This window comes from Bordetella tumulicola, assembly GCF_054779135.1.
Window position 1 is genome coordinate 754031 of sequence record NZ_BAAGYU010000006.1, and the last position, 18785, is coordinate 772815.

Sequence of the window (18785 nt, forward strand, 5' to 3'; positions counted from 1 at the left end):
GCATGACCTCCGGACAACGCCCCATCCCCCAGCCCACTGACATTACGCGCCCCTACTGGGAGGCCGCTGCAGCTCATAAACTGGTGATCCAGGAATGCCAGGCCTGCGGCGCGCGCCAGTTCTACCCGCGCGGATTCTGCATTGCCTGCCTATCCGACCAACTGCAGTGGATGCCCTGCAGCGGCAAAGGCACAATCTATACATTTACGGTAAATCACCGGGCCGCCCACAGCTACATGAAAGAGCGCCTGCCGTATGTGGTAGCGGCCATCGACCTGGACGAAGGCACCCGGATGATGGCCAACATCGTCGATTCGCCGCCCGACGCCGTGCATATGGGAGCGCGCGTGCAGGTCGTGTTCGAGGATTTGCCCGATGGCATGGCTCTGCCGCAGTTTCGCCTTCAGACCTAGATCAGGTCGCGCCTGATCGCGCGCGCGATAACCGGCGAACTGTCTATCGCCGCGCTGGCGCCGTATTCCCTAACACGCTTCGGATAAGCCGCAGCCGCCTATTCTTCGATCAAGCAATCCACGTAATACCGCTTTTCGCCGTCCGGTCCCGTTTCTTCGCCCAAACCATGGATATAGGTCTCGAACCCCGGGAAGCGCTCATTAAAGTCGCGTGCGAATTGCAGGTACTGCACAATCGTGCGGTTAAAGCGCTCGCCCGGGATCAGCAGGGGAATACCCGGCGGATAGGGTGTCAGCAATACACCGGTGACGCGGCCTTCGAGCTGGGAGATTTCCACACGTTCGACCTCGCGGTGCGCCATCCGTGCAAAAGCATCCGACGGCTTGAGCGCAGGCACCATATCGCTCAGGTACATCTCGGTGGTCAGGCGCGCAACGTCATTGGAACGATAAGCCTCGTGAATTTGCTGGCACAAATCATGCAGGCCCATCCGCTCATAGCGGCGATGGCCACGGCAGAAATCGGGCAAGATGCGCCACAGTGGCTGATTGCGGTCATAGTCGTCCTTGAACTGCTGCAAAGCAGTCAAGAGCGTATTCCAACGGCCTTTGGTAATGCCGATCGTAAACAGAATAAAGAACGAATACAGACCGGTTTTCTCAACCACGACCCCGTGCTCGGTCAGATATTTGGACACCAGCGCGGCCGGGATCCCGGTCTCGCCAAAGCTGCCCGACATATCCAGTCCCGGAGTGACCACGGTTGCCTTGATCGGGTCCAGCATGTTGAATCCTTCGGCCATCTCACCAAAGCCGTGCCAATGATCATTGGCCTCGAGGATCCAATCGTCGCGATGGCCAATACCGTCTGGCACCAGACGATTGGGGCCCCACACCTTGAACCACCAATCGTTCTTACCGAATTCGGATTCCACCTTGCGCATCGCGCGACGGAAATCCATCGCCTCACGGATGCTCTCCTCGACCAGCGCGGTGCCGCCCGGCGGCTCCATCATCGCCGCCGCCACATCGCACGACGCGATGATCGCGTACTGCGGGGAGGTCGAGGTGTGCATCAAATAGGCTTCGTTAAAAATATTGCGATCCAGTTTGCGCGATTCGGACTCTTGCACGATGATCTGCGAGGCTTGGGAAATACCGGCCAGCAGCTTGTGCGTCGAGTGCGTGGCAAACACCATCGGTCCCTGCGGACGTGGACGATTCTGGCCGATCGCATGCATGTCCTGGTAATACTCGTGAAACGACGCGTGCGGCAGCCAGGCTTCGTCAAAATGCAGCGTGTCGATGTAGTCGCCCAGTTTTTGCTTGATCATCTCGACGTTGTAGATGACACCGTCATAGGTGCTTTGGGTCAACGTCAGGATGCGGGGCTTTTTGTTGACCGCTTCGCGCGCAAAGGGATTGGCCTCGATTTTCTTTTTGATGTTTTCGGGATCAAATTCCTCGAGCGGGATCGGCCCGATAATGCCCAGGTGATTGCGCGTCGGTCGCAAAAACACCGGGATCGCCCCCGTCATCGTGATCGCATGCAGAATTGACTTGTGGCAGTTACGGTCGACCACCACCACGTCGTCCGCCGCAACGTTGGCGTGCCACACGACCTTATTGGACGTGGACGTACCATTGGTCACGAAAAAGCAATGATCGGCATGAAAAATGCGCGCGGCATTCAGCTCGGATTCGGCCACCGGACCGGTGTGATCCAGCAACTGTCCCAACTCGTCCACCGCGTTGCAGACGTCGGCACGCAGCATGTTCTCGCCAAAAAATTGGTGGAACATCTGTCCGACGGGGCTCTTCAGAAACGCCACGCCACCTGAGTGGCCAGGGCAGTGCCATGAATACGAGCCGTCCTGGGCGTAGTTGACCAGTTCCCGGAAAAACGGCGGAGCCAGGCTGTCAACGTAGCTACGTGCCTCGCGGATGATATGACGCGCCACGAACTCCGGCGTGTCCTCAAACATGTGAATAAAGCCGTGCAGCTCACGCAGAATATCGTTCGGAATATGCTCGGACGTCCGTGTCTCACCGTATAGATAGATCGGGATGTCAGCATTGCGAAAACGCAGTTCACCGATAAAGCTGCGCAGCTTTTTGATCGCACCCGCCACGTCTTCGGGCGAATCAACGTCGAACTCCTCGTCGTCGATCGACAGAATAAAGGCGCTGGCACGACTCTGCTGCTGCGCAAACGAGCTCAGGTCGCCATAGCTGGTGACACCGATGACCTCGACACCTTCGGCCTCGATCGCCGTCGCTAATGCACGAACCCCCAAACCCGAGGCGTTCTCGGAACGATAGTCTTCGTCGATGATGAAAATGGGGAAGCGGAATTTCATGCGGGCGCTCCTGAGGCACGGCCAAAACGGAGGCGAGTGTACAGCGAGATGAGGACAACAGGTTGACAGCCCGGCCCTTTGGGGCAGACATTTACAACCTGTTGAGGCGTATCAATTGATAGTACCGGATTGTCGCGAGTCCACGGCGCGGACATATCGCTGGAAAAATGCCAGCAAGGACTCGGTCGACCCCTGGCGCACGCGCTGCTCGACTTTGGAAATCGCGCACAGGCAAACATCGAAGTCAGGTTCACCAGTCACCAGAACGACGGGATCGTCATCGTCGCAGACCTCGTATAGCCCGCCATACTGCCGGCGGCAGAGCTCGTATAAGTACGCAGCAGCACCGACGGTCTGCATCGGCGTCAGCGAGAGACGCCCTTGATAGACCTCGTCGAGCACAGCGTCCAGGGCCTGCACGCTCTGGGGGGAATAATCTAGCGCTCCATGATTGGGCACAACGGCCAAAAAATCCTCGGCCGCCGCGTTGACGCGCTCGATGAACTCATCTTGCACGTCGACTTCTACTTGCTGGGTGCTTTTGTGGAAACCAAACATCCTGGGCTCCTGCGCCGGTAACCCCGCGCATGACATAAGCCCATTATATTTGCCGCATGTACGCAGCCGCAGCGCATTATCGAGACCAGTGTGACCTGGTTACGAACGCGCACGTCATGTCATCTGAGCCTCAACCCCATACGTGGCGTGCTTTCCGGTGGGCCATGCACCGTCTGGCGTGAGCATGCGCGCCTTATCCCGACACGTCATGACACGCGTTTTTGTTGCATTAACACCACATTACGCGCACATTGGCGCCCCTTCGCGCGAACGAATCAACGGCGGACAAACCCGTCAACCCGGCCGTCGCCCGATCACCGACTCAATCAGGTACGCGGCAAGGTCACGCCGCGCTGGCCCTGGTATTTGCCGCCACGATCGCGGTAGGACGTCTCGCAGACCTCGTCGCTTTCCAGAAACAACATCTGCGCGCAGCCTTCGCCCGCGTAGATCTTGGCCGGCAATGGCGTCGTATTGGAAAACTCGAGCGTGACGTGGCCTTCCCATTCGGGCTCAAGCGGCGTCACATTGACGATGATGCCGCAGCGGGCATACGTGCTTTTGCCCACGCAAATCGTCAGCACACTGCGCGGGATACGGAAAAACTCGACCGTACGCGCCAAGGCAAATGAATTGGGGGGAATGATGCACACATCACCCGAAAAATCCACGAACGACTTTTCGTCGAATTGCTTGGGATCGACGATCGTGGAATTGATGTTCGTAAAAATTTTGAATTCGGTGGCGCAACGCACGTCGTAGCCATAGCTGCTGGTGCCATAGCTGACGATACGGCCGCCATTGGCGGCCGTGCGTACTTGGCCCGGCTCGTACGGTTCAATCATGCCGGCCTCGGCCGCACGTCGGATCCAGCGGTCGCTTTTAATGCTCATGGTAATAATTCGCCCAGGTTGATTGACAGCTATTTTATCGTTTCGCCAGACCGGCCGACCGGATCAATCCATGAAGAACGTCCGGTACACCAGCGCAAGCCCATTGACCGCCCCTCCCTTCAGATCCAGCGACCATCGACGGGAGAGCTCATAACTGGCGCGTCCGACCGTTTCCGAGCCCGACATCGCTTGCTCGACACTGAGCGTAATCCCGTTGGCAAAATGCTTGCTGGCCACCAGGAACTGCGTCGCCAACTCACTATTGCTGTCCAGGTTAACCTGACTGGCCACCGTGCGGTCCGGCAGCAGACTGCCTGAACTGCCAATGGCGCCCGAGCGGATACTGACGTCATCCAGCCCGAACTGCTTGTAGAACGGCTGCCCGCCACCCAGGAGCGCCGCCCCCACCGACAGCAGCAGGGCCGCGTCATTACCATTTTCATCCGGACCGCGCCCGAGGACCAACCAGGATAGTTTTTCGACGTCGCTGACATCGGGATACGACACTAGGTCAATGCGTGGACGCTGCGCCGTGCCCCCGACCTTGACGCCCGCCTCGACCTGATCGCCGGTGCGTAGCGCCTCGATATCCAGGAGAGGATTATCCAGGCGCCCCTGGAAAGTCAGCGTACCGCGCCGCAGCCGCAACTTCTGTCCATAGGCCTCGATGCCCCCGCCGCGCGTGCGCAACGCGCCCACGCCCGTCAATCGACCGTCCCCCATATGAATCTGGATGGAGCCCAATAGCCCGGCGTCCAGGCCCATGCCTGTAATGTAAAAGCGGGGACCCATATCGAACTTCAAACTCATCGACATCTGTATCGGCGATGATTTCTTCTCTTCGGCGTCGCCCGCCTTGATCACGCGTACGTCTTCATCGAGGCTGGGCACACCTTGCAGGATTTCCAGACTGAACCAACCAGCGTCCGCCGTCAGATCACCGGTAATCGACAATCGCGGCAACTGAGCATCGACATCTACGGTCCCCGACACCATGGCATAGCGATCCGAGCGCTGCAGCGCGGGGAATCGATGCAGCTTCAGATGGATCTGCCCCTGCGCCGTCTGCAGATCCCATTGCCCCGTTGCCTCGGCATAACCGTCCTTGGCATCGGGATTGCTGGTAATCCATTCTCGGGTACGCCACTCGTCCGGCATGACGCGCAGCGACGCCGGGAATCTGAGTTTATCCAGCACCAGGCGCGTCCCGTCCAGGTGCGCCTCCAACGTACCATCGATCAGACGCACGCCCTCGTCAATACGTACCACACGCAGCGCCTGGCCGCGAATCGTACCCGTGGTTTTCCACTGGCCTTTCAGCGTGCCGGTCGCCTCTACCTTGGCCTGCACTTTGCCGCGAACTTCCATGGTGTCACCGACAAACAGGTCCACCCAAGTCAGATCAGTAATATCCGCGTCCAGATTCACACTCATCGGACGGCGTTCGTCCAGCGCCAGCGAGCCATCGGCGCCTGCGACCAACACCGCGTTGGCCGCGCCGGTAATCGTGCCCATTTTCTTCGTGCGCACATCCAGCGTCGCCGCCAAACGGCTGGCGCCGCCCCCGGTTGGCGTCGCCTTGACGTCCACAACCAGATCGGTCAATCCGAGCGGAATCGGCGGGTCGCCCGGAATGCGTAGGTCGCCATCACGGCGCGCAACGCGCGCCGTACCCGATAGCGCCCCCGCAAACTGCAAATCCCAGGAAGCATCCAGGGCGATCCGCCGCTGTCCATCGGAAGGAGACGTATTGACACGCTGCCGACGCTCTCTCACCGCCTCAGGATCCAGGGCATGCATGATCTGGCGCAGCATGGATCTCGTGATAACCAGGTTGTCGGCGCGACCGGCCGTCTGCCACCGCCCCGGCCCGCCACGGGAACCTTGATGGGCAATCACGGCACGCTGTTTGTCTGGGAGCGTTGCCGTGAGTTGTGTAGCGCCCACTTCCCATTGCCATAGCGGTGCAGCCGCTTGCGGTAAAAAGGACAGCGCCACAGGCTGCAACGCCACCGCAAAGTTCATCGAGCCGGCGCTCAATCGCTCGATTTTGCCGCGCCAGCCTATCTGCGCAGCGGAAGCGGCCGGCGCAGTGGGAGACGTCCCCGGCGCCGCGGCGACAGCGGACTGACCGGCCTGATTAGCGCGATCCGCGGGAGGTAGCCGACGCTCCCCACCCGGCCCCCAACCACCGGAAAAAACCAATTCAGCCTGCATCGGTGCGCGTCCCAGCGTGTCCGCGCGGGCATTGCCCGGGGTATAACGCGCCGTGAGTTGCCCACGATGCTGCGCCAGACGACCGTCCAGCTTGCCTTTCAGGGAAGCGCCACCCGGCAGGTCCGGCCAGAAGGCGTCCAGCCGCGGCGTATTGGCATCCAGGGTTAGCGCCCCTTCGCCCTGACTAAGCTCACCCTGCGCGCGCACCCGGTTGGGACCCAGCGTCACGTCAAGCAACAGGTCACGCAATTGAAAACCGGCCAGCGGATCATCGGCACGGGTCGCGGACGCCGTCGACGATGAGGGCGCTGAGGGCGTGACGGTGGGCGCCGCAGGCTCAGATGTCGGAGTGGGGGTCGATGCAGCCGGCGCAGGTAACGCATCAATACGTCCGCTCAACGTCCCCGCCAGCGCATGCTTATTCCAGCGACTGCCCTTGGCGATCGTGGCCTGGATCGACGCGTGCCGCACATCAACGACATCGGCCACCTGCGCATCGACCGCCATGCGTGCGGTCAGCAACGCTGGCGGAATCACATCACCCACCAGATTACCCAGATCCAGGCGGTCGGCATCGAGCGTGGCAACGAGCCGGTCTATGCCCGGTTGCTGCGCAATGGGCTGACGATCCAGCGTGACGGTCAGTCCAGACTGATCACTCAACCGCATATTCACATTGGCGGTACGCAGCGGAAAGGGCTGATCAAACGCCAGCCCCGTCTGCGCCAACAATGTCAGCGCGCCATCGGCCGTCGCCCCATCCAGGCTCACCTTCAATTGCTCCAGCGACCCCTCGGCCTGCATCTGCACAGTCGCGGCACACTTTTCGGTCGGCATCGTCTCGGCATTGTCGGCGGCCTTTCGGGGGGATTCCGTCGGCGCGCCGTTTTTGGATTCGACCTTTTTGGACGTCGCCTTCTTGGACTTTGCCAACGCACCATTTTTCGACTTCGTTGGTGCCACCGCCTTCGAGGAACGCTGCGCGGCCAACATGCGACTGGCACATAGCGGGGAATCCTTCCCGAGACCTTGAGCCATGACGTTCAGCGTCGCCCGCAGCGGCCATGGATCCGCCAGCTCCCGCACATTCAACTGGCCGCTCAAATCCGCCAATACCTGCTCATGCGCCACATGCACGCGATCAATGGTTAGCCGGGCACCCGCCTCATCGACCCCCAAGCTCGCGGCTAAATTACTGACTGACACCGGAATGGGCTCACCCTCCAGCGTCACGTCCAGCGCCCCCACGGCGAACCGGTCGACCGTCACCTTGCCGGGCAATTCGGGCATCACGAACGGCTCGTCAGGCGTTAGTGGTTCGGATTCCTCCGGCGTCGAAGTCAAGTCCACCTTTACCTTGCCGGCGGACAATTCCTGCACGTGCAACCGCCGATATCCCAATTCGCTCCAGCCCACATCCAATCGAAGATCGGTCAAGTCCACCGCCGTCCCCGGGAACGCCAACTGCAACCGTCCAACCTGCAGCCCACTCAGTATCGTGCCCTGGATATCGTCGGCCTGGCCATCAAACTGCTGTGCCACCACGTTCAGCAGCATCCGCGTTCCCGGCTGCGTTCCGGTCAGCCACAGCGCAAACGCGCACAACAGCACCACCAACGCAATCGGCAGAGGCAGCCACCATATCAACACGTGGCGCAACAGAGCTCGAAACGCATTCAAAACGCGATCCCCAACGAAAAATGCAGACGCAGGTCACGTTCTTTTTGACCGTATGCCAAATCCAAAAAAATTGGGCCCGCCGGTGTCCGCACCCGTAACCCAGCGCCGTAGCCCACGTGCCACTCCATCTCGCCGAACGACTCCGCGGCATCGCCCGCATCCACAAAGACCCCCATCCCCCAGCGCTCGTCGAAGTAATGGTCGTATTCAAGGCTGGCCACGGCCAGCGTGGGCGCGCCCACCACCGCATCGTCCAGTTCCACGCCGATGCTTTGATAACGGTAGCCACGAATAGAACGCGCCCCCCCCGTGCGGAAACCAAAATCATCAGGCACTCGCGTCTGCGAATCAGACCAGACCCGACCCACCTCGCCTCGCAACGTCAGCACATCGCGCTCGCCCACCGGCCACCACTTCTGGCCACGCAAGCGAGCTCGGAAAAAGGGCTTGCCGGTGTCCAATACCACCCCGGCGCCTCCGCCGACCGCAATAAGATTGCCTTCGCGCGGATCGTATTTGTTATCGACGTCACGCCGCAGCCATTCCGATGTCAGCGTCGCCGTGGGCAAATTGAACTCGTCGCCACCATCGATTTTGACTTTGTCATACGCCAGCAAAACCCCCCAGCGGTTTTCGTATTCGACCCGGCTATCGCCCGCCCCTTTTCGTTCGCGTAGCCGCGTCGCCCCGAGCGCCACGCGACGCACGTCCAACCCCTGGATGTCCGAATGACTGGCCAACACGCCAATAGAATCTTTTTGTCCCTTTTCATCAGGCGGTAAATGAAAGTCGGCAAAAGCGCGTTGTTCCAAACGATCCAGGCTGATGCCACTCTCCAACGTGACAGGCAAGCCAAACACCACGTTTTGCCGATACATCACCTCGCCACGGACGCCCGCCTCGTCATCCACGCCAATGGAAGTGCTCAAACGCCGGGCCGGCCCCTCCACCACACGCACATCGACGGGAAGCGTGACCTCCCCATCCGAATCTCGTGCAGGCATCGGCGTTGCTGTGGCGCCACCCGACACCGCGGGATCCCCGCCGGGCGTCGCCGCGGCCAGCTCACTCGGCCCCCCCCGTCCGGCAGCAGGCGCATCTTCCGACGACGGCGTCCCCAGCGTCACGAATGCACCACGAAAAAACGAGGTCGATTGCAGATCCTGCTGCCACCCATCGAGCTTGTCCTGGCTATACGGCTCACCTTTGTCGTAGCGTACATAACGGTTCGCCAATGACTCGGGCACACGTTTGAATCCCTGTGTGTTCAGGGACCCCATGCGCACCAGCGGGCCACTATCGATCGTTATCGCCAGATGCACCTCGGCGGAATCGGCAAACACCGCCGCATCCGACCGTGTCATGTACGCCATCATGAAATCGCGCGACGACACCGCCTCCAGGAGAGCCGACTTGGCCTTGTTCCACTCACTGTTAACAAAGGGCTGCCCAACGGCCAGCGACCAATTTTTGCGCAACTCGGCGATGCGCTGCGCATACTCTGGCCGCGTCACCCTCCCCGTGAATTGCAAATCGACCGCGGTCACGACCGCGCGCTTACCCGGCTCAATCGAAATATCCCAGGTTTCCCCAGCGACATCGGTACCCGCATCGAGCGTGACGATGGGCGTGAAATACCCTTGTGTCGCCAACGCGGCCACTGCGGCGTCGCGAGCGCGACGCCGCAGGCGACTGAGTTCTCCTCCGTCCTGATCATCGGCCAACCGGGTGATCGCAGCCACCGCCTCGGTAATCGACGTCAGGGCCGCAGGGGGCACGCCGCCCGGGTCGATGATGACCTCGGGCGCCTGCGCACGCACACTACCCGCCATGCCCAACAACCCTGCCAGTATCAGCGCTACCGCGACCCGCATACGTCAGCTCGACGGCTGCACGACAATGGACGGCAACTTGCCCGCCATATCGCGTGGCAGCGCCGCGACACCGACCGCGACCTTGCGCGCGATATCGCGATAATGCCGTGCGGCCTCGCCGTCCGGTTCGGACACCATGGTGGGACGCCCCGAGTCGGTTTGTTCGCGAATGCGCATCATCAGCGGCAGGCTACCTAGCCAGGGGGTTTGATACTGTTCGGCCATGCGTTGCCCGCCCCCTTCGCCAAAAATGTGCTCGGCGTGACCACATTGGGTGCAAATATGCACCGCCATGTTTTCGACCACACCCAGGATCGGAACGTCGACCTTTTGGAACATGCGCAACCCCTTGCGGGCATCCGATAGCGCCAAGTCTTGCGGCGTCGTCACAATCACCGCGCCCACCACTGGCACCTTCTGCGCCAGGGTCAGCGCCAGATCACCCGTCCCCGGTGGCATATCAATAATCAGATAATCCAGATTTCCCCAATTGGTCTGATTCAGCATCTGTTCGAGCGCCCGGCTGACCATGGGGCCGCGCCAGATAGTCGGCGCATCCGCATCAATCAAAAATCCGATTGAATTCGCCTCCAGACCGTGTCCGATCAGAGGCTCCATCGTCTTATTGTCATGACTGGCGGGACGACCGGCGATCCCCAACATGGTAGGTACGCTAGGGCCATAGATGTCGGCATCCAGAATGCCGACCCTCGCCCCGTCGGCCGCGAGAGCCAGCGCCAGATTGACCGCCGTCGTGCTCTTGCCCACACCTCCCTTGCCCGAGGCTACAGCAATAATATTGCGCACATTTGGCAGCGGTTTGAGGCCGCGCTGCACCGCGTGGCTCTGTACGGCCCAACATACGGTCACCTGAGCTTGCGAAGCACCCGCCCGGATCAGCGCCTGCTGAGCGGCCTGCTCAATACGCGCCGCGATGGCGTCGGCCGGGTATCCCAGCCGCAACGTGACCGTGACCGACGTACCGTCGAGTTGAATGTCACTATTTTTTACAAATGACCTCGACACCGAGCTCGCAGCCGGGCTCCCGGAATCTGGCGAGTCTGTTACCGTCTGCAAAGCAGCACGAACTTCCGCTATCGTTATACTCATTACTCTCATTCCCTAGGCAGGAGGGCTTCGCGCCCGCCGCTACCCTCCAAGGATAGCGGATACACGGGAACCTTTTCTCCTGTTTTGCATCCGACCATCATGATCGACACTATTTCCCGATTCCTCCGCGCCGTTGCCTTCGCCGTCTTGGCTCTAGTCGGCATGGTCATGGCATTGGCCTTCATGATATCGACCGCCATCGCGGTCGGCATCCTGTACATCGTGGCCAAAGTCCGTGGCAAGCCCTTTGGCGTGCGCGCCTACTGGAGCCAGCGCCAGACCACCCGCGGCAATTCCTTCCGGCCCGGCTCGGCATCCTCGTCGTCCTTTACCCCGCCGCGTGGCGAGGTCATCGACGTCGAAGTCCGCGAAATCCGCTAAGCGCCCGGCTTCACCGGCAGCCTGCCCTCGTCGCGCCTGCGCGTGACGGCGCGTCTCGACGTATCATTGTGTTCCCCCTGCCCCGGCCCGAGCTGGCGCAGGGGGCTGCATTTTCCGTCCCAATCACTTCCTCTGGCACGACCGTTAAAATAACGGTCTGTCCTTTCCTGAACCGCCATCCACGACATGTCCCGCACCCTATTCGTCACGACCGCGCTTCCCTACGCAAACGGATCCTTCCATATCGGCCACATCATGGAATATATCCAGGCCGACATCTGGGTTCGCACCATGCGCATGGCCGGCCACACGGTGCACTTCGTGGGAGCGGACGACGCGCATGGCGCGCCCATCATGCTGAAAGCCGAAAAGGAAGGTATTTCGCCGCGTGACCTGGTGGCCCGCTACGCCGCTGAACGTCCACGCTACCTGGACGGTTTTCATATCCGCTTTGACCACTGGCATTCGACCGACTCCGACGAAAACGTCGCGTTGTCGCATGACATCTATCGAGCGCTCAAAGAACAAGACCTGATCGAAACCCGCGCCATTGAACAGTTCTATGACCCCCTGAAGGGCATGTTCCTGGCCGATCGCTACATCAAGGGCGAATGCCCAAAATGCCACGCTAAAGACCAATACGGTGATTCATGCGAGGTCTGCGGCGCGGTCTATGCGCCCACCGAGTTGATCAATCCGTACTCGGCATTGACCGGCGCCACGCCCGTTCTGAAATCCTCCGAGCATTTTTTCTTCAAACTGTCAGATCCGCGCTGCGTCGAGTTTCTGCAAAACTGGACCACCGGCACCAACCGCATTGGCCTCAAGCACTTGCAATCCGAGGTTCAGGCCAAAACGCGCGAATGGCTGGGTGGCGACGACGGCCAAGCCAAGCTCGGTGATTGGGATATCTCGCGCGATGCGCCGTATTTCGGCATTGAAATCCCTGACGCCCCCGGCAAGTATTTCTACGTCTGGCTGGACGCGCCCGTCGGCTACCTGGCCTCGCTGAAGTCATACTGCACCAAAGAAGGCCTGGATTTCGATGCCTTGCTGGATCCGCAGGGCAGCACCGAACAAGTGCACTTCATCGGCAAAGACATCATTTACTTTCACGCACTGTTCTGGCCGGCCATGCTGAAATTTGCGGGCCGCAAAACGCCGGACGCGCTCAACGTGCATGGTTTCATCACGGTCAGCGGCGAAAAAATGTCCAAGAGCCGTGGCACCGGCATCTCGCCACTACGCTATCTGGACATCGGCATGAACGCCGAATGGCTGCGTTACTACATTGCCGCCAAGCTCAACGCCAAGGTCGAAGACATCGATTTCAACCCCGATGATTTCATCGCGCGCGTCAACAGCGACCTAGTCGGAAAATACGTCAACATCGCCAGCCGTGCCGCCAACTTCATCACCAAGCATTTCGACGGCGCGCTAGCCTACACGGGCGATACTGATTCCCTCTCGGCCGAGTTTGCGGCCCAGGCTGAATCCGTCCGCGCGGCATTCGAGGCCCGTGAATACAACCGCGCCATTCGCGAAATCATGGCCTATGCCGACGGGATCAACCAGGCGTTCGACACCGCCCAGCCCTGGGTGCTGGCAAAAGGCATCGGCACGGCTGACGCCGCCCAGAAAGCCGCGCTACAAGACATCTGCTCGCGCTCGCTGGCAGGTTTCAAGGCCCTGTCGGTCATGTTGACCCCCGTTCTGCCGGCCCTGACCGAACGCGTCGCCTGCGACCTGTTCGGCGCACAACAGGCTTACACCTGGGCGGATGCCGCCGTGCTGCCGCAGCAGGTCACCCCCTTTAAACACCTGATGCAACGCGTGGATCCGACCATGCTGGACAAACTCTTCGAACCGCCTGTCGCGCCCGAACCGGCCGCGCCGACCCCGGGCGGGGAGGCCATCGCCGACACCATCACCATCGACGATTTCGCCAAAATCGACCTGCGTATCGCGCAAATCGTCGACTGCCAGCATGTCGAAGGTTCGACCAAGCTGCTGCAACTCACCCTCGACGTCGGCGAAGGCCGTCATCGCAACGTGTTTTCCGGCATCAAGTCCGCCTATAAGCCTGAAGATCTGGTCGGAAAACTCACGGTCATGGTCGCCAACCTGGCGCCGCGCAAAATGAAATTCGGCATCTCCGAAGGCATGGTACTGGCAGCCAGTCACACCGATGACTCGGTCGATACGGGGATTTATGTGCTTGCACCCTGGCCTGGCGCCAAGCCCGGGATGCGCGTGCGCTAAGCACCACAACGACGCGTACACCGCGAAAAGGGGCTGCCTGGTAGGCGGCCGCCTCAGCGCCGCCCGGATAGCCGCCGGGGCCCACGATCTAATCGCCTGCCTTACGCCCTCTAGGCGTCCAACGTCGCCCCGTCGGCGGGAGCCAACGCCGGATCCAGCGCAATGCGCTCGTCAAAAACGAAGCAATTGCCGTTAAACCCCTTGCCGCCGGCCTCTTCGAAGTATTTCAGAATGCCGCCCTCAAGCTGGTAGACATGGTCGATCCCGGCCTCGGCCATGTACAGCGCGGCCTTTTCACAGCGTATTCCGCCCGTGCAAAAGCTGACGACCGTCTTGCCGCGCAGGCTGTCTTTGTTCTGTTGCACCGCATCCGGAAACTGCGTGAACCGCTCGATTCGCCAATCAATGGCGCCTTCGAAGGTGCCGGCATCCACCTCGAACGCATTGCGCGTATCCAGCATCACGATCGGCCGCCCCTCATCGTCGCCCCCTTGATCCAGCCAGCGCGCCAGGGTCGCTGCCGCCACCCCGGGCGCGCGCCCAGCCTGAGGCTGAATCGCCGGATGGTCCATGCGGATGATCTCGCGCTTGATTTTGACCAGCAGCTTGCGAAACGGCACCGCCTCCGACTCGCTGAACTTCACGTCCAGGTCGGCAAACCGCGGGTCGGATCGTAGCCATTGCAACCACGTCTCAATGTCATCGACTGCGCCCGCCAAAAAGAGATTAATCCCCTCTTCGGCCAGCAAGACCGTCCCTTTCAGGCCGGTGGCCTGCGCCTGCGCCAGCATTCCGGCGCGCAAAGTGGGCAGGTCCTGCAACGGGACAAATTTGTAAGCAGCGATGTTGACAACGGAAGACATAAAAAGCAATGCGACAGCAAAATTAAGCGATCGTAATAATAAACGACAAAAAATGAAGACCTGTTATTTTAATACCCCATATAATTTACCGAGGTGTTGGCGGATCCTGCCGGCGTACAAACTCCAACACATCCCCATTTGCCACATTAAATGTCAGATGACGCGGCGCACTGCCACTATCGAGGGTAAACGAGCGGATGCCTGACAGGGCTTGCAAATAGGATTGTTCTAGCTGGGCCTTTTCCGGGGACATACACGCCATGCGTGTATTACCCTTCACGGAAATCGATAATTTCCCGGTTTGCAAACGATAACTGCCCATGTATCGGTTGCAGCCCGAAAAACCACTTACCCGGTACTGGTCGCCTTGTGCCAGGAATACCAACTGTATAGGCTCGCCATTATCGCCATGCGGAATCGCTCGATCCACACTAGCCTTCGTAGTCCAACGGGTCAATTCCCAGTTTGTCTGGGCGAGAGAGTCCGCGCTGGTGGCCGCATTGGTGGCGGCCGCCCCCTCTGCCGTGGCATGGCCCGTCGTACTGGCGCAACCCACTATTCCCATCATCAGACCCGCGACCAAAAGGCTGCGAACGAACAAAGCACTCGACATATAGTCACTCCACCAATCTACATATGCTCTTACTGTAACGCGGACTCGCCCCCGCGTTGCAGCAAAAGACACACAGCGTCACACAAGATTGCCGCTCGCATCTCGCATGCCGCCACGCGTCGATTAATCTTGACCGTCGCAAATCGCGATATAAGTTCAGTACTCCCGCGCGCTCCGCGCAACAACACAGACTCGTAAAACAAATACGCCTCTTGCCAAGGCAGACCAGGCTCGGATCTATCGACTGCGTTCGATACGCTTTATTCGGAAAGGAATCATGAACACAACGCCGGACGTACTCTTTCTTACCGGAGACGAGACCGCCTACCCCGTACAAATCTCCGAGCTAACGCATCTGGGATTTCGTGTCCATCGCCATGCGAGTCTCGCTGAGCTATACGTCCATTTGTCTCAACAAGCTGCGTCGTTAATCGCGTTGGCCGGACCTTTATCTATTATTGATATTGCGGCAGCGCAGTTGCGCGTCATGCGGCCCACTGTCGGCATCGTCGCACTCTCACAGTTTCCAGACAGTGATTCGCGTGTGCGTACCCTGCTATCTGGCGCAGATGCTTGCCTGGACACCTATACCAGTGGTCTGGAATTAGCCGCGGTATTTCAGTCACTGATGCGGCGTTTACCGGGCAACGCGCCGGCCAAATTGCCAGAGCTCGAGTCTCAGACGGCAGCCGTGCCAACGTCTCTGCCAGACGCTCCCCATCAGACCGCCGAATCCGGTTCATCCTCGTCAAGCGCCTGGCGCTTGACCAGCAAAGGCTGGGCATTGATGGCGCCGACGGGCCAGACGCTCTCGCTGACCACAGCGGAACGCAGCCTGTTACTGCGGTTTGCCCACGAACCGGACAAGCGTATCAGCCGCGATGCACAAAACCCCGAGACATTGGCCGTGGGCGAGACATCCGAAAGCGAGCGACGGGGCCGCTTTATCGACGTCATGATCAGCCGCATGCGGCGCAAGGCCGCAGCCCAGCGTGTCCGCCTGCCGATCAAAGCCGTTCACGGCTGGGGTTATATGTTCACCGCCGATCTGCTCGTGGATACGGACATTCTCGATATGGATCACTCGACGGCAGAGCCGAGCTAAAAACATAGGGGCATAGACAGTATGCCTATGCCCCTATGCCTATGCTAAAACCCCGCTACTCAAAAACGTGAGAAATTGCGCCTGAGCCACCGCGGCCCACCGTGATCGTGGTGTGATAGTCCGATGAGGCAGGATTGCGGATCGTAACCCGGTGCGTGCCCGGAGATAGCTTGACCTCTCCCAGTGGCGGACTGATCCCGCGTGACTTCCCGTCAATAAACACCTCACCCCACGGCCGCACGCTCACGCGCACAGCACTCGACGCAGCGGGAGGGGGTGGCGTTTCCTTTGCCTGTTCCTTTTCTGCTGCCGCGGCTTGCGCCGCCGCGTTCGTCGCCTCGAGTCCAGTCACCGCAATCGCCGTCCCCGTCGCCTCGGCTTGACCCGCAGACGAAGGGTCAGTCGATGCTCCTGCCGGCGTGGCGGGCGACTCCGCCGTACCCGCCGCGGCCCCAGATGTGGTCGATGACTCCCCGGGGGATAGGCTACTGTTTACCGTCATAGGCACCCCGGCCGCACCCGCGCCGCTCGTGCCTGCCGACGACTCAGAGGCGGCAGCCCCCGCGGTGGCGATCCCATTCGCAGCATCCGGCGTCGTCTGCGGCGCGGCACTCCCCGCCGGGGCCTCAGCGCCAGCAGGTGCGTCAACGCCTGCAGACGCCTGCGGTGCAGTCGCTTCTGGCGCCGTCGCCGTCGGTGCCGCGACACCCGCAGTAGCTTCCGACGTCGCTGACGCGTCGGACGAGGCGCTAGTCCCCTCTCCCGTCGAACTTCCATTACGCGAGCCACCCAGGTCCGATAACGCCGGTGGCGTCGGGATCGGGGGTTCGGGCTCGGCAGGCTCAGCAGGAGCCGCTGATCCGGGGGCAACGTTCTCAGCCACTGCGGGCGGCGCATCCCGGCCGGCCGATGACACAGTCGGCCCACCAGGGCGCAGCCACATATACAGCACCAAAGCAATCGCCGCCAAGACCCCCAACAACACCAACAGAGGCACGCGTGGCCCCGCCTTGGTGCTCGGAGGCGCTGCGGCAGCCACCGGAATAGGAGAAACAGGCGGTGTCGGGGGTGGCGCCGAGACTGCCGCCGCAGGTACCTCAGCAGCTGCCGGCGGTGGCATTTCCTTCACAGGCAAAGCCACCCCCAAGCCAAATGCCTGCACAAAAGCCTCGATACTCTGCGGTCGGCCAGACAGCGACATGGACAATCCCTGGTCCACGGCCTGCAAAAACGCCAGGTCGTAGGCACCGAGCTCACGCCCCGCCAAGGGCACGCTCGCATCCTTGACACAACGGTCCAACGCAGGTGGCGGCGCCGTCCCCGTCAACATCGTATGGGCCACCGCGCTCAACGCATAAACGTCCGTCCACGGGCCACACGGCCATTCTGGATCATCCGTGTACTGCTCAAAGGCAGCGTAGCCTTCTATACGGGCCGCATTATCCGCGTCCGCGCTCGGCTCGAGCGGTGGCTGCATCAGATGGGCCTTGCCCGACGCATCCAACCCGATAGTGCTCAGGGCAATGCCCCCATGAACACCTCTGTGCGCATGCAGTTGAGCCAAAGGCACAGCCAGATCAGCCAATACCCGGCGAATACGCGCCTGCGGCACCCCGCCATTGGCGACCGCGGCAATGACGTTCAGCGGCCGTAGCCCCGAAACACCCCCGTCGGGGGCAGGATGACTAGATACAGGGGGAGTCGCGTTCATACACCAGGCTCCAAACAACATGCACCGTTGCTAGCGCCAAGCCGGCAACGATGCGAACAATCGGGTAAATAACGCGGCATTCAATGCCCCGCCATGTATATACGTCTGCAAGGCAGCCCCATCGACCTGATTCGTCCACCAATAACTGGTGTGCGAACTGGGGTTAAAACAAAACGGCAAATCGGCCCAGGCTGACAAGCTGTGAGTCGATACCGGCTCAGCCGTGGTTTCCAAACCCGAATTCAAGATATCCATGATATCGCTGCCGCTAGAACGCGCCACCGGTTGCTGCTGCACCACGCCCGGCACGACAATCGCCTGCAATTCGCGATCGAACTGCTCTGACGCGCAGCCATGCCGTACCGCCGACAGAATGCTCACGCCAATGCGTCGGTAATAGTCCGTCGCGCCTTCCAGTATGCTGCTGTGATAGTCGTCCTCGGCAATCGACGTGAACACGCATAATGGATATACGCGTCCGACCCGATCCCGACTGGGCGCTACGCAGCCCAACTGGACACCGTTGCCACTGGGTCCGGCAGGAATCGCAAAATTCCAGATCGGCGCGGTTGCGAAACTGCGCGCCGTACTATCGTCCGGCGCCTGCTTCAATGCGGCCAGGCCATATTGCAGCCAGTGGTCCCACCAGGCAATCAATTCCCGCGGCACGCGCCGATGCACGAAATCCCCGGATGCGGGAATTTTTCCGTACCACCCCAAGAATGCCTTCACGTCATCCATGGCG

14 protein-coding genes are annotated in these 18785 nt (G+C 60.6%); 4 read left to right on the top strand and 10 right to left on the bottom strand.

Going from position 1 to position 18785, the window contains the following annotated elements; translation table 11 throughout:
- Window positions 1-2 precede the first annotated feature (2 nt).
- Window positions 3-413, top strand: a complete 411-nt coding sequence (locus ACYVDM_RS07490) for a Zn-ribbon domain-containing OB-fold protein (protein WP_415791908.1) — start codon at window positions 3-5, stop codon at window positions 411-413.
- A gap of 98 nt (window positions 414-511) precedes the next feature.
- On the opposite strand, the gene ACYVDM_RS07495 is transcribed toward ACYVDM_RS07490, so the two are convergent.
- The 6 genes from ACYVDM_RS07495 to apbC all read right to left on the bottom strand — a co-directional run bounded on the left by ACYVDM_RS07495 (window position 512) and on the right by apbC (window position 11105).
- Window positions 512-2773 carry an Orn/Lys/Arg family decarboxylase gene (locus tag ACYVDM_RS07495; protein WP_415791910.1) on the bottom strand — a complete coding sequence of 754 codons (2262 nt, stop codon included), beginning with the start codon at window positions 2771-2773 and terminating at the stop codon, window positions 512-514.
- 111 nt (window positions 2774-2884) lie between these two features.
- The gene (locus tag ACYVDM_RS07500; protein ID WP_415791912.1) at window positions 2885-3331 is read right to left on the bottom strand and encodes a hypothetical protein; all 447 of its coding nucleotides are present in this window, start codon (window positions 3329-3331) and stop codon (window positions 2885-2887) included.
- 326 nt (window positions 3332-3657) lie between these two features.
- Entirely contained in the window at window positions 3658-4224 is a 567-nt protein-coding gene (dcd, locus tag ACYVDM_RS07505) for a dCTP deaminase (RefSeq protein ID WP_415791914.1), read from the bottom strand.
- A gap of 63 nt (window positions 4225-4287) precedes the next feature.
- Window positions 4288-8121 carry a translocation/assembly module TamB domain-containing protein gene (locus ACYVDM_RS07510; RefSeq protein WP_460475329.1) on the bottom strand — a complete coding sequence of 1278 codons (3834 nt, stop codon included), beginning with the start codon at window positions 8119-8121 and terminating at the stop codon, window positions 4288-4290.
- Window positions 8118-9995, bottom strand: a complete 1878-nt coding sequence (locus ACYVDM_RS07515) for an autotransporter assembly complex protein TamA (RefSeq protein ID WP_415791918.1) — start codon at window positions 9993-9995, stop codon at window positions 8118-8120. The genes ACYVDM_RS07510 and ACYVDM_RS07515 overlap by 4 nt, the downstream gene beginning before the upstream one ends.
- A 3-nt stretch (window positions 9996-9998) precedes the next feature.
- On the bottom strand, window positions 9999-11105 hold the full coding sequence (gene apbC, locus ACYVDM_RS07520) for an iron-sulfur cluster carrier protein ApbC (RefSeq protein ID WP_415791920.1): 1107 nt from the start codon (window positions 11103-11105) through the stop codon (window positions 9999-10001).
- A gap of 99 nt (window positions 11106-11204) precedes the next feature.
- Here apbC and ACYVDM_RS07525 point away from each other — a divergent pair, with 99 nt between their 5' ends.
- On the top strand, window positions 11205-11486 hold the full coding sequence (locus ACYVDM_RS07525; RefSeq protein ID WP_415791922.1) for a hypothetical protein: 282 nt from the start codon (window positions 11205-11207) through the stop codon (window positions 11484-11486).
- Between the two features lie 186 nt (window positions 11487-11672).
- On the top strand, window positions 11673-13748 hold the full coding sequence (gene metG, locus ACYVDM_RS07530) for a methionine--tRNA ligase (RefSeq protein WP_415791924.1): 2076 nt from the start codon (window positions 11673-11675) through the stop codon (window positions 13746-13748).
- Window positions 13749-13858: 110 nt separating this feature from the next.
- On the opposite strand, the gene ACYVDM_RS07535 is transcribed toward metG, so the two are convergent.
- Window positions 13859-14611 carry a sulfurtransferase gene (locus ACYVDM_RS07535; protein ID WP_415791926.1) on the bottom strand — a complete coding sequence of 251 codons (753 nt, stop codon included), beginning with the start codon at window positions 14609-14611 and terminating at the stop codon, window positions 13859-13861.
- Between the two features lie 85 nt (window positions 14612-14696).
- Complete coding sequence (locus ACYVDM_RS07540) at window positions 14697-15224, bottom strand: META domain-containing protein (RefSeq protein ID WP_415791927.1); 528 nt, start codon at window positions 15222-15224, stop codon at window positions 14697-14699.
- Window positions 15225-15501: 277 nt separating this feature from the next.
- Here ACYVDM_RS07540 and ACYVDM_RS07545 point away from each other — a divergent pair, with 277 nt between their 5' ends.
- On the top strand, window positions 15502-16329 hold the full coding sequence (locus ACYVDM_RS07545; RefSeq protein ID WP_415791929.1) for a winged helix-turn-helix domain-containing protein: 828 nt from the start codon (window positions 15502-15504) through the stop codon (window positions 16327-16329).
- Between the two features lie 55 nt (window positions 16330-16384).
- On the opposite strand, the gene ACYVDM_RS07550 is transcribed toward ACYVDM_RS07545, so the two are convergent.
- A complete protein-coding gene (locus ACYVDM_RS07550; RefSeq protein ID WP_415791930.1) occupies window positions 16385-18040 on the bottom strand; it encodes a hypothetical protein in 1656 nt (551 codons plus the stop codon).
- A 30-nt stretch (window positions 18041-18070) separates the two neighbouring features.
- Window positions 18071-18781: a type VI secretion system-associated protein TagF gene (gene tagF / locus ACYVDM_RS07555; protein ID WP_415791931.1), complete on the bottom strand. Its 711-nt coding sequence runs from the start codon at window positions 18779-18781 to the stop codon at window positions 18071-18073.
- Window positions 18782-18785: the final 4 nt, after the last annotated feature.